Annotated in this window: 14 protein-coding genes and 5 tRNA genes; 13 read left to right on the forward strand and 6 right to left on the reverse strand. The window is 37.3% G+C overall.

Translation table 11 applies throughout. The annotated features are described in order from the left end of the window. Positions 1–69 precede the first annotated feature (69 nt). The 9 genes from Q0X52_RS00005 to Q0X52_RS00045 all read left to right on the forward strand — a co-directional run bounded on the left by Q0X52_RS00005 (position 70) and on the right by Q0X52_RS00045 (position 7412). Positions 70–159, forward strand: a tRNA-Leu gene (locus tag Q0X52_RS00005). 19 nt (positions 160–178) lie between these two features. Continuing rightward, positions 179–252: transfer RNA gene (locus tag Q0X52_RS00010), tRNA-Cys, on the forward strand. 13 nt (positions 253–265) lie between these two features. Next, positions 266–427, forward strand: a complete 162-nt coding sequence (locus Q0X52_RS00015) for a hypothetical protein (RefSeq protein WP_297573200.1) — start codon at positions 266–268, stop codon at positions 425–427. 6 nt (positions 428–433) lie between these two features. Next, a tRNA-Ser gene (locus tag Q0X52_RS00020) sits at positions 434–521 on the forward strand. Positions 522–588: 67 nt separating this feature from the next. Continuing rightward, complete coding sequence (locus Q0X52_RS00025) at positions 589–1614, forward strand: CapA family protein (protein ID WP_297573202.1); 1026 nt, start codon at positions 589–591, stop codon at positions 1612–1614. Positions 1615–1703: 89 nt separating this feature from the next. Then, positions 1704–2459, forward strand: a complete 756-nt coding sequence (locus Q0X52_RS00030) for an efflux RND transporter periplasmic adaptor subunit (RefSeq protein ID WP_297573205.1) — start codon at positions 1704–1706, stop codon at positions 2457–2459. Positions 2460–2465: 6 nt separating this feature from the next. Beyond that, positions 2466–5480 carry an efflux RND transporter permease subunit gene (locus Q0X52_RS00035; RefSeq protein WP_297573208.1) on the forward strand — a complete coding sequence of 1005 codons (3015 nt, stop codon included), beginning with the start codon at positions 2466–2468 and terminating at the stop codon, positions 5478–5480. A 30-nt stretch (positions 5481–5510) separates the two neighbouring features. Then, positions 5511–5598 (forward strand) — tRNA-Ser (locus Q0X52_RS00040). Between the two features lie 122 nt (positions 5599–5720). Beyond that, positions 5721–7412, forward strand: coding sequence for a sodium:proline symporter (locus Q0X52_RS00045; RefSeq protein ID WP_297573211.1), 1692 nt, complete (start codon positions 5721–5723; stop codon positions 7410–7412). 69 nt (positions 7413–7481) lie between these two features. Here the strand turns inward: Q0X52_RS00045 and Q0X52_RS00050 are convergent. The 6 genes from Q0X52_RS00050 to dnaG form a co-directional block, all read right to left on the reverse strand. After that, positions 7482–7558, reverse strand: a tRNA-Met gene (locus Q0X52_RS00050). A 36-nt stretch (positions 7559–7594) separates the two neighbouring features. Continuing rightward, entirely contained in the window at positions 7595–7873 is a 279-nt protein-coding gene (locus Q0X52_RS00055; protein WP_297573218.1) for a hypothetical protein, read from the reverse strand. A gap of 1 nt (position 7874) precedes the next feature. Continuing rightward, a complete protein-coding gene (locus Q0X52_RS00060; protein WP_297573226.1) occupies positions 7875–8147 on the reverse strand; it encodes a hypothetical protein in 273 nt (90 codons plus the stop codon). Positions 8148–8150: 3 nt separating this feature from the next. Next, positions 8151–8399 carry a hypothetical protein gene (locus tag Q0X52_RS00065; protein ID WP_297573229.1) on the reverse strand — a complete coding sequence of 83 codons (249 nt, stop codon included), beginning with the start codon at positions 8397–8399 and terminating at the stop codon, positions 8151–8153. 50 nt (positions 8400–8449) lie between these two features. Beyond that, positions 8450–9430, reverse strand: coding sequence for an argininosuccinate synthase domain-containing protein (locus Q0X52_RS00070; RefSeq protein ID WP_297573231.1), 981 nt, complete (start codon positions 9428–9430; stop codon positions 8450–8452). Continuing rightward, positions 9427–11055, reverse strand: coding sequence for a DNA primase (gene dnaG / locus Q0X52_RS00075; RefSeq protein WP_297573976.1), 1629 nt, complete (start codon positions 11053–11055; stop codon positions 9427–9429). Before dnaG ends, Q0X52_RS00070 begins: the two co-directional genes overlap by 4 nt. A gap of 58 nt (positions 11056–11113) precedes the next feature. Here dnaG and Q0X52_RS00080 point away from each other — a divergent pair, with 58 nt between their 5' ends. The 4 genes from Q0X52_RS00080 to aroC are packed head-to-tail and all read left to right on the forward strand — an operon-like array spanning position 11114 to position 14292. Further along, complete coding sequence (locus Q0X52_RS00080) at positions 11114–12130, forward strand: hypothetical protein (RefSeq protein ID WP_297573236.1); 1017 nt, start codon at positions 11114–11116, stop codon at positions 12128–12130. Further along, positions 12105–12533 (forward strand): ribonuclease HI, encoded by a 429-nt coding sequence (rnhA, locus tag Q0X52_RS00085; RefSeq protein WP_297573238.1) that lies wholly within the window; start codon positions 12105–12107, stop codon positions 12531–12533. The genes Q0X52_RS00080 and rnhA overlap by 26 nt, the downstream gene beginning before the upstream one ends. A gap of 9 nt (positions 12534–12542) precedes the next feature. Then, entirely contained in the window at positions 12543–13223 is a 681-nt protein-coding gene (rnc, locus tag Q0X52_RS00090; protein WP_297573241.1) for a ribonuclease III, read from the forward strand. Continuing rightward, on the forward strand, positions 13216–14292 hold the full coding sequence (gene aroC, locus Q0X52_RS00095; RefSeq protein ID WP_297573243.1) for a chorismate synthase: 1077 nt from the start codon (positions 13216–13218) through the stop codon (positions 14290–14292). Before rnc ends, aroC begins: the two co-directional genes overlap by 8 nt. Positions 14293–14295: the final 3 nt, after the last annotated feature.

The raw sequence follows: 14295 nt of genomic DNA on the forward strand, positions 1-14295 counted from the left end.
GAGCACGACCTTGCCATGGTTGGGGTCGCGAGTTCGACTCTCGTTTCCCGCTCCAAAAGTTGTTAATAGGCCCGGATGGCGGAATTGGTAGACGCAAGGGACTTAAAATCCCTCGGAAATTTAACTTCCGTGCCGGTTCAATTCCGGCTCCGGGCACCATTTAGGTAGCTAAATTTGCGGCGACATGGCCAAGTGGTAAGGCAAGAGCCTGCAAAGCTTTTATCCCCGGTTCAAATCCGGGTGTCGCCTCCAACAAGGAGAAGAGATGCGAATTGGTCTTTTTTGTATATCTGTTTTGTTGATTTTGTTTTTTGGCGGTTGCTCAAATACTTGGCAAGGTATAAAAAGTGACACCAAAGAGAGTGTTGATTGGACAAAAGAGAAGGTTCACAAAAGCGCAGATTGGGTATCTGACAAAACAAAATAACTATTTCGGGAGATGGCTGAGCGGCTGAAAGCGGCGGTCTTGAAAACCGTTGAGGGTAACACCTCCGGGGGTTCAAATCCCTCTCTCCCGGCCATTACTATTTAAATTTCAACCTACAACTACAAATCCCCTAATTCTCAAATTTAACTTAAGGAAAAATGATGTTTAGAATAATACTCTTTGTGCTACTAAGCCTTATAAATCTAGCTGCCAAAGGCGAAGTGACGATATTTGCAGTAGGCGATATCATGTATCATAAAGCCCAACTAGACAGTGCAAAAAAGGGCGATGGCTTTGACTTTAGCGACAATTTTAAACATCTAGAAAAATATATCAAAAAGGCCGATATTGCACTTGCCAATCTAGAGACAACCATCGCAACTGATTTGAAATTTAGCGGCTATCCACTCTTTATGTCGCCGCCACAAGTCATTGAAAGCATAAAAAATGCTGGTTTTTCCATACTCTCTACAGCAAACAATCACTCGCTTGATGGCAAAAAAGCGGGGGTTGAAAAGACAGTTGAAACTATAAAAGAGCAAGGGCTTTTAAACATAGGAAGCTACAAAGATAAAAGAAGTTTGCCTCTTATCGTAGAAAAAGACGGCTTGAAGCTTGGATTTGTCGCCTATACTTATGGGACAAATGGCATAGCGCTCAAAAATGAGGATAGTTATATGGTAGATAGGCTAGATGAAGAGCTTATAAAAAATGATTTTGCCTACCTAAAAGAGAGAGCTGACCTTATAGTTGCCTTTATACACTGGGGCGATGAGTATCAAAAAGAGCCAAACAACTATCAAAAATCATGGGCTAAATTCCTTGCAAAAAATGGCGCTAACATTATCATCGGATCGCATCCTCACGTTGTGCAAGGCTATGAGATAGTAGATGGTGCTGTAGTTTTTTACTCGCTTGGCAACGCTTTGTCCAACCAAAGAGCAATCACTAGCAAAACAAAGGCTATAGAAGATGGTTTGGGAGTTTTTTTAACTATCAAAAAAGATGAAGATGGAGCAAAAATTGGCTTTGAATTTGTCGATTTTTGGGTCGATAAAAGAGCAAAAGAGGGCAAATTTGTCTATAGCATAATGCCAAATGAGGATGTTTTAAATGGCTCTATAATTGGCGATAAAACAGAGGCTAAAAACTCACGAGCTAGGACCTATGAGGTGCTTGGCTTGTAGCTTAAATTTGTATAAATACAAATAGCCAAATTTGAGCTTTTTATGCTGCTTATTATGCTATACTTGAAATTAAAAATTTAGGATAGAAGATGAGAAGAATTTTACTTTTGCTATCTTTTTTTAGTTTCATCTATGCAGCTCCTAGCCAACCAACAACCGAAGTTTATGCTAGTTTTGATGTGGTTGCAAAGGAGAGATCAAAGCTCTCTATCTTAGGTGTTGGAACTGTAGAGAGAATAAATGTTGAGGTTGGAGATATTGTAAAAAAGGGCGATGTGCTACTTGCTTTGGACTCTAGCGCCCAACAAATAGCCCTACAAAATGCAAACAACTCATTAAAAAAGGCAACTCTTGCCAAAGAACATCTCAAAAAAAGTCTTGATCGTTACAAAAGTGTTAAAAATACCATATCCAAGCAGAGTTTTGAAGATATAGAGTTTGAGTTTAAAAAAATATCCCTAGAGGAAGAAAATGCGAAAATAGGGGTAGAAAATGCTCAAGATAGACTAAACAAAACTCTTTTAAAAGCTCCATATGATGGCGTTATTGTCTTTAAATTTATAGAAGTTGGCGAGGGCGTTGCAGCTCCTTCACAACCACTAATTGAGATGATGAGCTATCCAATGACAAAGCTCTTGCTTAGTTTTGATAGCAAATTTATAGATGTTGTTAAGGTCGGACAGGAGTTCAGATATAGGCTAGAGGGTGGCGATAAAGAGTTTAGCTCCACAATTGACCTCATCTATCCAACTATCGACGTAAGAAACAGAAAAGTCTATGCCATCTCTTATGTAAAAGAGCTAAAAGTTGGTCTTTTTGGCGAAGGCAAAATCATCATAAAGTAGATAGCGATGTTAAGATTTGCGATAAATAGACCAGTTACTATAATGATGCTCTTTTTGTCTTTGATCATCTTTGGCTTTATGTCACTTAAAAAAATGCCTACCAACCTCTTTCCAGATGTCCAAATACCACTTATCAAAATCACCACTTACGCAAATGGCGACCTAAACTACATTGAGTCAAAAATAACCAAAAAAATTGAAGATGAGATTGTAACTATTGACAATATTGACAAGATAAGATCGATAAGTTATGACAACTTAAGCGTAGTTATAGTGCAATTTAAGCTAGAAAAAGATATAGAAGTGGCAGCCAATGACATAAGAGATCATCTCTCAAAGCTAGATTTGGCTGTAAAACCGCAGATAGAGAAGCTCTCAGCCGATAGCGGTAAGATACTAAGCCTCTTTATAACCTCCAAAAAAGACAATCAAAAAGAGTTGATGTATGGAATAAATGATAAGATAAAGCCATTTTTACAAAGAGTTGAAGGTGTTGGAAAGGTCGATAGTATCGGCTATAGCGAACCAAAGATTAAAATTTATCTAGATCCATTTTTACTTGATAAATATCATCTTGACGCAGCCAAAGTAGCCGCCATAATAAAGAGCCAAAACTTAAAATTCCCAATAGGAAAGCTCTCATCAGAAGACAAAGAGCTGTTTATAAGAGGTGAGTTTGACGCAACTTCACTCCAAGAGATAGAAAACTTAACTCTACTTCCTGGACTTTTTTTAAAGGATGTAGCGACCATAAAACAGGGCTATGACGATATAAACTCACTAGTTGTAATGGACGGCAAAGAGGGTGTTTTGCTAGATATCCTAAAGGTAAGTGGCGAAAACTCACTAAAAACCATAAAAAATATCAAAAAAAGCCTAAATACATTGATAGAGCTAAATCCAAATTTAAACATCAAAGTTGCCTACGATAAGAGCGATACCATCGAAAAACACATCTCTCAAGTTGGTTTTGATATGACCTTTGGAGTCTTTTTGACCATATTTATAGTTTTTTTCTTCTTAAGAGATGGTATTGCTACGCTAATTGCTGCCATTGCCATACCAACTTCTATTATAAGCACCTTTTTTATCATAGATATTTTGGGATATGACCTAAATCGCCTAACTCTAATAGCACTAACTCTTGGTATAGGAATTTTTATAGATGATGCCATTGTTGTTACAGAAAATATCGCTAAAAAGATGCAAAGCAACAAAGAGCCACTTTTTGCAGCGTTTGACGGAGTAAAAGAGATAGTCTTTAGCCTGCTTTCTATCAGCACAGTGCTACTTTGTGTATTTATCCCGATAGCCTTTATGGGTGGCATAGTTGGAAGATACTTTAACTCATTTGCACTAAGTGTAGCTGGTGGAGTTATCGTATCATTTTTCGTCTCTATTTTGCTAATACCGACACTTGGAGGTAGATTTACCAACTCAAAACAGAGCAATTTTTATAAAAAAACAGAGCCGTTTTTTAGAGCTGGCGAAGAGCTATATGCAAAAACTTTACACTTTATTTTGAAATTTAAAGCCATTTTTCTAACAGCTGTTGCCATTGTAATTGCACTTATAATGTCGCTTATCATCTTTGTTGGAACAGACTTTTTGCCGATGGAAGATAACAGCGAGTTTGAAGTCTATCTCGAGACCAAACCTACGACTTCTCTAAATGAGACCAAAAAAGCTGCTTTGCCTATCTTAGAAGAGATAGTCAGCGACAAAGATGTTGAAGATGCCTATTTGTTAGTTGGCTATACCGACGCCAAAGAGAGCCACAAAGCCAAAATTTATGTCAAGCTAAAAAGTCTTAAAGAGCGCACAATTAGACAACCAAAAAAGATAGAACAATACAGAGCCAAACTAAATCATCCTGAGCTAAAGATAAGAATTTTGGAGCTTCCTATTGTTGAGGCTGCGGGAGTTACTGAGCCAGTTCAAATTTCTATCATAGGAGAGAGTTTTGAAAAGCTTGATGAGCTTAGCGCAAAGGCAAGGGAGATTTTAGAAAATATCGATGGCGTTGTCGATATCAAAAGTAGCAATGAGGACTCAAAAGAAAATTTAAAAATTACTTTAGAGCGTGAGAAAATGGCGCGTATGGGGCTAAATGCCTATGAAGTAGCACAAGTTCTTTATCACTCTTTTAGCCTAAATGCAGTTGGCAATGTAGATATCGATGGCAAGCAGTATGAGATGGTGATGAGATTTGATGATAAAGATAAAAAAAGCATAGAAGACCTTATGAAATTTAAGCTCATCAATTCAAACAATGAGAGCTTTTATCTCGGCTCTATCGCTAAATTTAGCTATCAAAAAAGTAGAGCCAACATAAATAGACTAAACAGAGAGAGGGAGGTTTTGATAACCGCCAACATAAACAAAACTTCGCTTGATGTAGTCCAAAAAGCTATCGATAGCGAGCTAAAGCCGCTTTTGCCAAGTGGCTATGATTGTGTTTATTTGGGCTTTATTGAGATGATGGATGATACAAATGAGATTTTTATCTTTACAATTGCCCTAAGTGCGGCACTTATCTATCTAATACTTGCTTCACTTTATGAGAGTTTTATCTTACCATTTATCATCATGATCTCTATGCCACTTGCCTTTGCAGGAGTTGTTGCTGGACTTACTTTAAGTGGCAATAGCTTTAGCCTTTTTGTAATGATTGGTGCAATTCTTCTTTTTGGTATGGTTGGCAAAAATGCCATTTTGGTGGTTGATTTTGCAAATAGATTTGTCCATGAGGGAAAAAGCCCCGATGAAGCAGTTGTGCTTGCCGGTAGAAAAAGACTTCGCGCTGTTCTTATGACAACTTTTGCTATGATTTTTGCTATGCTTCCACTTGCCATCTCCAAAGGAAGTGGCTATGAGGGCAACTCTCCTATGGCAATCTCTATCATTGCAGGGCTTATTAGCTCTACTTTTCTAACTCTTTTAGTAGTCCCTGCTCTTTTTGGAGTTGTTTATAGAGTAGATAGTTGGTTTAGAAAATTTTATGAAAAAGATAAAATTTAAATAAAATAGCTATAATGATACCTTTTATAAAGAGGGGTGTCCGAGTGGTTGAAGGAGCACGCCTGGAACGCGTGTAAGGTGCAAGCCTTCGAGGGTTCAAATCCCTTCCCCTCTGCCACATATCTGCATAAATTTAACCTTAAAAATAGCATTTAACCACTTTTTATTTTATTTACGCTAGAATAGTCGCTTTCAAAGGAGAGAACGTGACAATACAAAAGCAACACAATATGGTGGCAAATGGATAGCATTGAACTTAACATACCAATAATAATCACCTTTATTGCCTACTCTCTTTTGATGCTTTGGATTGGCTTTTATTTTTACAAAAAAAACGAAGATACCAAAGACTATTTTTTAGGCAATCGCTCTTTAGGCCCTGTAGTATCGGCTCTTAGTGCTGGCGCTAGTGATATGAGCGGATGGCTACTTATGGGACTTCCTGGCGCTTTGTATGTAGGTGGTCTTGTAAATTCAAACATCGCCATTGGACTTACAATAGGCGCTACCCTAAACTGGCTAATTGTCGCAAAAAGACTTAGGATCTACACAGGCAAATTTAACAACTGCATAACAATACCTGACTACTTTGAGCTACGTTTTGGAGATAGTAGCCATATATTAAGAGTCATATGTGCAGCGGTCATTCTTCTGTTTTTTACATTTTATATATCAAGCGGTCTTGTTGGTGGAGCAAAACTCTTTGAAGCTACATTTGGTCTAAAATATACTCACGCGCTTTTTATAGGAACTGCTATCATAGTTATCTACACCTTTTTGGGCGGATATAAGGCAGTTTGCTGGACAGATTTGGTGCAGGGTCTTTTGATGATGGGAGCACTTTTGGTAGTTGCTATTATGATGCTTTACAAAATAGGTGGCTTTGATCAAGCACTGCACTACATCAACAAAAGCGACAACGCTAGAGTTTTGCTAGAGCAAAGACTTCAAAGCTCAAATTTAGACAAAAGCGACATTGATGAGCTCTTAAATTTACTAAACTCTACAAAAGATCTCTCCATCTACATAGACTCTAAACAATACATTCACAAAGATATCGTCTCTATTTTGAGTAGTGGCGATGAAGAAAAAATGCAAAGTGCCATAGACGCACTAAAAAAACTAGATATGCAGACCAACAGAACACATCTTTTTACTGGAGTTTCACTTCTTAGTATCATCTCTGCGATGGCTTGGGGGCTTGGATATTTTGGGCAGCCGCATATATTGATAAGATTTATGTCGATAAGATCTGTTAGGGAGATCCCAACTGCCACCTTTATAGGGATCTCTTGGATGGCAATAAGTCTTATTACATCCTGCCTTATAGGGCTACTTGGTATTGCCTACATTAATAAATTTGATCTCTCTTTGCAAGATCCTGAAAAAATCTTTATCATTATGAGTGAGCTTCACTTCAACCCTTGGATAGCAGGAGTTTTGCTAAGTGCCATACTTGCTGCTATCATGAGCACCGCTAGCTCACAACTTCTAGTTTCAAGCTCCACTATTGCTGAGGATTTTTATAGAAGAGTATTTAAAAAAGATGCTAGCGAGAGTTCTGCAATGCTTATGGGAAGGGGCGGTGTGATTTTCATCTCTTTGATAGCTTTTTTCCTCTCATATGATAAAAACTCAAGTGTTTTGGAGATTGTAGCATATGCATGGGCGGGCTTTGGCGCAAGCTTTGGAAGTGTAATGCTCTTTTCTTTGTTTTGGAAAAAGATGAGTAGAGTTGGCGCAATAGCTGGAATGGTTGCTGGTGCCTTGGTGGTAGTTGCCTATAAAAACTTTTTAGCAACCGCACTAAATTTCCCAATATATGAGATAGTTCCTGGCTTTGTAGCAGCTGCTATAGCTATCATCATATTTAGTCTTTTATATCCACCAGCACAAAAGATAGAAGAGAAATTTAACAAGGTATTTAAATAAATTAATTCAAATTTGGCTAAATTTAAAGCTTTTTGATGGTAAATTTGTGTTGATTTGTCTAGTAAGAAGTGGTATCAAGAGGGAGACTTGAACTCCCGACCTCCGGCTTATGAGACCAGCGCTCTAACCAGCTGAGCTACCTTGACACGAAAAGTGATATTTTATCTTCTCTCTACTTATAATTAACTAAATTTATCTCTTTTTTTTGAAGATATAAATTTATCAACCAACCAAAGAAGCCTTGGAAGTATGAAATTTACATCTATAAATTTAACTAAAGCAAACTTAAATTCGCCTCTGTTGATGAAAAAAAGCTCCTTTGATATGTTAAATCCAGGGTCTTTTTTCATCAAATTTAACTTAGCAAGCTCAAGTGATGTTTTGCCACGTGGCTCACTTTTGCCCTCAAGCATGGAGACTAATTTTTGGATTTTTTGCTCTTTTTTACTCTTTATCTCCATTTTAGCCTCTAATTTTAACTATTAAAAAAACTAAAAGTGCAGATAAAAATGCCGCAAATGAGCTTAAAAATAGCGCTGCTATAAGCCCTAAAAACTTTTTTGCCAAGAAAAATATCGCTACTATCAAAAAGACAAAGCCAACAAAACAAAGAAGAGCGACCAAGCCGCTCCATATGATGGCTCCAAGGCTTTTTTGAAAAGAGACTCTTATCTCATCTGCTTGAGCCTCTACAAGCTCGCAAGCCGATATTATAAACTCAGATATAGTTGCCATAAGTTATCTTTTTAAGAGCCAACCAACTATCAAACCAATCCCAAAGGTAACAGCAGCGCCTTTTAGTGGCTCTTTTTGGATAGATTTACCAATCTCTTCGCCCTTGTCTTTTAGCTTTAACATAGCACTTTCTAACTCATCTGACAAATCGCAATTATCCTTTTTTCCAAGCTCTTTTATCCTATCTAAGGCCTCTTTAAGTTCCTCTTTCAAAGAGTCTATCTCTTTTTTCAAACTCTCAACTTCACTCATAATGACTCCTTTATTTTTGAGATATTATATCTTTTTTAAAACAGAAGCGGTTAAACAAAATATTTTGCCGCCTCTTGTTTTGTAATAGTTGCTGTTTTTTTAAATTTCTCATCACGATAAATCAAATTGTAGTCTTGAAAGAGCTTAGTTTTTGCATAGGCAAGCACCAAAGAAAAGGCAAGCTCTAAGTCCGCTTTTGTCGGCTCTTTGCTAATTAGCGCATATGGTCCAATACACCCATCTAACAAAATCTCGTCAAATTTTGGATTGCAAATGGCGCTTAACTCCCTGTTTTCTACCTCATCTCTTGATATTATAAGTTTTGCGCCCTCTTCTAGTCTTAGATGTCTTCCAAATTTAAGAAGTTCTATATCTTTGGCGTTTTCTAGTTTTTCGTGATTTATCACATCTTTCATCTTTTTGCAAAAGCTATCAATAGTTAGCAAACAGCCACCCGCTGGAGCTTCAAAGCTATCAAAGCCAAACTCATCTGCAAGAAGAAGTTGCCTTTGTCTGCCTCTTCCACTGATGTCTAAGAGCTTTTCCCTATCAACTATCCCATCAAGCTCTGGTTTTGTAGGCTTTAAAAGTTTTGCACTAAGCGGTCTTAACATCAAGCCTTCGTATTTTAGATTGAGTTTTTCTACGTTTCTCAAAGCCTCTGTTCTTTGGCTCATTGGGCGTTGTCCTACAACTTCGCCAGATATTATAAATTTGGCATCAAGCTGTTCAAGCATTTCAAAAGCAACTCTAAACATATAGCCATGGCAGTCAATACAGGGATTTAGGTGCTTGCCATAGCCATATTTTGGGCTAAATAAAACATCTTTTAGATAGCGCTCTTTTATATCTACGATAGCCAACTTTGCTCCCGCTTTGTTGGCATAGTAATTAAGCTTTTCTTCATCTATCTTTTTGCCGCCAAAGCCCATATCTAAGTGAAGTGCAATGACTTCAAAACCTTGCAAACTCATAAGTTTTATGGCAAGCATACTATCAAGCCCGCCACTAAATAGTGCTAAACATCTCATAATTTCTCTTCTATTTTTTTAATCATATTTGATATCTCTTCAATTTTTGAAAGCATATCCTCTCCACCTTTGGCTCGTATCTTCTCCATCTTTGCTCTAAGATATCTTAAATTTAAATTTATGATAGATCTTTTTAGATCTTTGCTACTACAAGGATAAATTCCATCATTTAACAAAAGCTCTCTAATCTCTGGGCTATCATCGCTCTTTTTTACAATCGCCTCAAAAAGCTCTTTATGAACCAAAAAAAACTTCTCTAATTTTGGCAAAACCTGCTCTTTAAAATCTCTATTAAGCACGCTAAATTTCAAAACAGAAAGCTCCAAAGGATCATCTCTTAAGCGGCTAGTCTGTCTAACTACATAGCTCTTTTTACTTTGCTGTTCAAAAGAGGTTAGACTAAAACTCTCTTTGGGTATATTTAGTAAATTTGAGACATATTTACTATGATCTTGAGCTACAACTTTTGGAAGAGTTTTGGTGTATTCGATGATTTTAAGTAGTGCATTTTGTTTTTGTTGTGGTCTTGAGAGATCAAACTCTTCTGAGATTTTTTTTATGACAAATCTTCCGCCCTCTTGTGCGTTACTAAAGATCTTCTCAATCTTTCTTATCTCGCCTCTTAAAACCATATCAGCAGGATCAGCGCCACCTTCCAAAAGCGCCACTGAACAATCTATTTGATTGGTTGTAAGAAGTTTGGCACTTTTAAAAGCAGCACTAAAACCTGCGCCATCTCCATCAAAACTAAGAGTTACACTCAAGCCCTCTTTTTTAATAAGCGGCAAATGAGAGGCGGTTAGAGCCGTCCCAAGCACAGCAACGACATTTTTAAAACCCGCCTTATGAAGCATTATGACATCTATATAGCCTTCTGTAATGATAAGTTTTTTACTCTTAAAGGCCTCTGTTTTTGCGATGTTATATCCATAAAGAACTCTTGATTTGTCAAACAAAAAGCCCTCTGGACTATTTACATATTTTGCAGGACTCTGCCCCAAAGTCCTACCACCAAAACCGATAAGTTTGCCTGTGTGACTAAAGATTGGAAAGGTGATTCTGTTTATAAAACTAGCATAAACTCCCTGCTCGTTTCTCTTGACGGCGCCAACTTTTATCGCCTCTTCTAGCTCTATCTTCTCATTTTCTAAAAGCCTTAGAGTATTTTGTGAACTTGGCGCATAACCTATCGAAAAGCGCTCAATGCTCTCTTTATCTATCCCTCTATCGTGTAGATATCTAAGTGCTTCTGGATTTTTATAAAGCACACTTTGATAGTAGGCATTTAGTTTTTCTAAGATATATCTATCTTCTCTTTTTTCAACTCTTTTGTTTGTGTAGGTGAGTGTAAAATTGCAAAGTGAGGCAAGTTTTTCGACAGCCTCTGGATAGCTAAGTCTTTCATAATCCATTATAAATTTAATCACATCGCCGCCCGCCTTGCAGCTAAAGCAGTGAAAAAAGCCCTTATCTCTACTCACGCTCATGCTTGGATTTTTGTCATCATGAAAGGGGCAAAGTCCTATGTAGTTACTCCCCGATCTCTTTAGCGGAATATAGTGCTCTATAACATCGACAATATCACTAATTTCTAATAATTTTTGGATGCTGTTTTGATCAATCATAAGCAAAATTATACATTCTCTTTGTTATAATTAAATTAATTTCACCAAAAGAGGTAACTTGCAAGGCTTTTTTTTAGAATACAGAGATCCTATTTTTGGACTTATTATCTTTGTTTCAACTATCTTGATGATAGCCATTTTAAGCTATATTTGGGGACTTTTTAGTGCAAAAGAACAAAAAGATAGTATAGAGCGGTTTATCAAAAAGTTTAACTCAAACAAAGAGCTTGATAGTAGATATATAAAGATTTTGGAAGAGAGCGACTTGGAGTGTGGAGCTTATGAGATACTTGCAAGTATGTTTTCAAGATCGGGCGAATTTACAAAAGCTATCGATATCTACTTAGTAGCGCTAGAAAAAATCAAAGAGAAAAACGATAAGATTTTTATCCTAAATAGCTTAGCAAAGGTCTATTTTAAGGCGGGTTTTCTTAAAAAATCATCTGAGATATTTTTAGAGTCGATTAAGCTAGATCATAAAAATGGCGATGCTTTAAAGATGCTTGGAGTAATCTATGAAAAGCTCAAGCTCTACGACAAAGAGCTTGAAGTTTTAGACGCTTTGATGGAGCAAAACTACAATGTGCAAAACGCCATAAGCTATGCCAGAATAAATATGATTATCGATGATGCGACCTTGACCTTTGATGAAAAGATTAAACGCCTACTAGAAGAAAAAGAGTTTAAATTTCTTGGTAGAGTTATACTTGAGCTTTTTATCAAAAACAAAGAGCCACTCTCCAATGTGCCACTTTTTCCAAAACCGCAAGATGCGCTAGATATCATCTGGTATTTAGATGAGAGGATAAATTTAAAAGATAGTAAGTATAAAGCACTCTTTGATGCAAAAGATGGTAAAGAAACTAACAGCGATATATTTGAGATAAATGCTTTGGCTGCTATGAAAAAAAGCGGCTTTGAAGAGGCGTCGCTCTCCTTTAAATTTATCTGTCTTGAGTGCAAAAATAGCTTTCCGCTCTTTTTTTATCGTTGTCCAGTTTGCTACAGCTTGGAAAGTGCTAAAATAATAACATCGTTGGTAAAAAATAGTGAAGAAGATATCCCTTTTTTGTGATGGTTCATGCCTTGGCAATCCCGGCGTTGGCGGCTGGGCCTATATAGTGAAATTTAAAGAGCATGAAAAAAAAGAATTTGGCTCGGTTAGTAGCACAACCAACAACCAAATGGAGCTACTTGCCGCTATAAAAGGACTTAGAGTTTTGAAAGAGCCTTGCGAAGTTATGCTCTATACTGATAGCAGTTATGTTGCAAATGGACTCAATAGTTGGCTTGATAATTGGGTCAAAAAAGAGTTTAAAAAGGTCAAAAATGAAGAGTATTGGAAAGAGCTCTATAGACTTAAAAATTATCACAAAATAACGGCTATTTGGGTTAGAGGACATAGTGGTCATAAAGAAAATGAAGAGTGTGATACGATGGCTAGAAATGCCGCTTTGGCTCTTCAAAAAGAAATTTAAAGAGGTAAAATGAGAGAGTTAAAAGAGCTAGAGAAAAATCTGGATTATGAATTTAAAGATAGAGAACTTTTTAAGATAGCACTCACTCACAAAAGTGTAAAGCAGACTCAAAACAACGAGAGATTGGAGTTTTTGGGCGATGCTGTGCTAGATCTTGTAGTTGGCGAATATCTTTTTAGCAACTACAAAGATGTTGGCGAGGGAGAGCTTTCAAAACTAAGAGCAGCTCTTGTAAATGAGCAGAGTTTTTCAAAACTTGCAAGAAGTATTGGGCTTCAAAACTTCATCTACCTTTCATTTGCCGAAGAGCAAAACAACGGAAGAGGGAAAGACTCCATAGTTTGCGATGCTTTTGAGGCTTTAATGGGGGCAATCTATCTAGAATCAGGACTTAAATTTACCAAAAATTTAGCCATAAAACTTATCAAAAAAGAGTTTCCTGTCATCTCTTTGGACATATTGGAGAAGGACTACAAAACAAGACTTCAAGAGCTAACTCAGTCAAAAGTAGGCTCAACACCAAAATATGAGCTAATAAGTGCAGTTGGGCCAGATCATAAAAAAGAGTTTGATATGGCGGTTGTGTTAGATGGCAAGACAATAAGTAGTGGCAAAGGCAGAAGCAAAAAGGCTGCCGAACAAGAGGCTGCCAAAAAAGCAATAGAGATTTTAAAGAGAAAATATGAATAGTTTTGGCAAAAAACTCATCCTTACAACCTATGGAGAGAGCCACGGAGTTGGCATTGGTGGTGTGCTTGATGGACTTCCTGCGGGCATTAGGATGGATCTTGATTTTATACAAGATGAGATAGACAAAAGGAGAGCAAGAACTAGGTTTTCTACGCAAAGAAAAGAGAGCGATACTATAGAGATCTATAGCGGTCTTTTTGATGGCTTTACAACAGGGATGCCTATTGGCTTTTTCATAAAAAACAGCAACACCAAGTCAAAAGACTACGATACTATAAAAGAGCTCTATCGCCCATCACATGCTGATTTTACCTATGATGCTAAATTTGGTATTAGGGACTATAAGGGCGGCGGAAGAAGTAGCGCTAGAGAAAGTGTTGCTAGAGTTGGGGCTGGTGCTATGGCGCAACTTTTGCTAAATGAGTTTAATATAGAAATTCAAAGTGGGCTTTTTGCCATTGGAAGCAAAACAACAGCTAAATTTGACTTTGAACTTGCAAAAAACTCAGAAATCTTTGCATTAGGCTGCGAAGATGAGTTTAAAAAAGAGATACTTGATGCAAAAAATAGCCACGATAGCGTTGGTGGCGCTGTGCTTACTATAGTTAAAAATCTCCCAAAAGGCCTTGGAGAGGTGCTTTATGATAAGCTTGACGCTAGAATTGCAGCGGCAGTAGTTGGGATAAATGGCGTAAAGGCGGTTGAGATTGGAGCAGGGGCAAATTTAAGCAAAGAAAGAGCTAGCAAAGCAAACGACCAAATGGATAAAAATGGCTTTCTTAGCAACAACTCAGGCGGGATTTTGGGTGGTATTTCAAATGGCGAAGAGCTTGTTATCAAAAGCTATTTTAAGCCAACACCATCAATATTTTTGCCACTAAAAACGGTTGATAAAGATGGCAATGAAGTGATAATGAAGTTAAAAGGCAGGCACGATCCTTGCATAGCTGTTAGAGGAAGTGTTGTAGTAACAGCGATGATAAGACTCCTAATCGCCGATATGATGCTTTTAAACCTAGGCTCCAAGTTAGAGCATCTTCACAAAATCTACTCTAGCGATAAAAACTAAGAC

Origin of the sequence: uncultured Campylobacter sp., from assembly GCF_947255105.1 — a bacterium.
GTDB lineage: Bacteria > Campylobacterota > Campylobacteria > Campylobacterales > Campylobacteraceae > Campylobacter_B.

Excerpts from the sequence above, each read along its gene's own strand:
- Q0X52_RS00015 (WP_297573200.1), top strand. The coding sequence starts at position 266 with ATGCGAATTGGTCTTTTTTGTATATCTGTTTTGTTGATTTTGTTTTTT.
- Q0X52_RS00025 (WP_297573202.1), top strand. The coding sequence starts at position 589 with ATGTTTAGAATAATACTCTTTGTGCTACTAAGCCTTATAAATCTAGCT.
- Q0X52_RS00030 (WP_297573205.1), top strand. The coding sequence starts at position 1,704 with ATGAGAAGAATTTTACTTTTGCTATCTTTTTTTAGTTTCATCTATGCA.
- Q0X52_RS00035 (WP_297573208.1), top strand. The coding sequence starts at position 2,466 with ATGTTAAGATTTGCGATAAATAGACCAGTTACTATAATGATGCTCTTT.
- Q0X52_RS00045 (WP_297573211.1), top strand. The coding sequence starts at position 5,721 with ATGGATAGCATTGAACTTAACATACCAATAATAATCACCTTTATTGCC.
- Q0X52_RS00055 (WP_297573218.1), bottom strand. The coding sequence starts at position 7,873 with ATGGAGATAAAGAGTAAAAAAGAGCAAAAAATCCAAAAATTAGTCTCC.
- Q0X52_RS00060 (WP_297573226.1), bottom strand. The coding sequence starts at position 8,147 with ATGGCAACTATATCTGAGTTTATAATATCGGCTTGCGAGCTTGTAGAG.
- Q0X52_RS00065 (WP_297573229.1), bottom strand. The coding sequence starts at position 8,399 with ATGAGTGAAGTTGAGAGTTTGAAAAAAGAGATAGACTCTTTGAAAGAG.
- Q0X52_RS00070 (WP_297573231.1), bottom strand. The coding sequence starts at position 9,430 with ATGAGATGTTTAGCACTATTTAGTGGCGGGCTTGATAGTATGCTTGCC.
- dnaG (WP_297573976.1), bottom strand. The coding sequence starts at position 11,055 with ATGATTGATCAAAACAGCATCCAAAAATTATTAGAAATTAGTGATATT.
- rnc (WP_297573241.1), top strand. The coding sequence starts at position 12,543 with ATGAGAGAGTTAAAAGAGCTAGAGAAAAATCTGGATTATGAATTTAAA.
- aroC (WP_297573243.1), top strand. The coding sequence starts at position 13,216 with ATGAATAGTTTTGGCAAAAAACTCATCCTTACAACCTATGGAGAGAGC.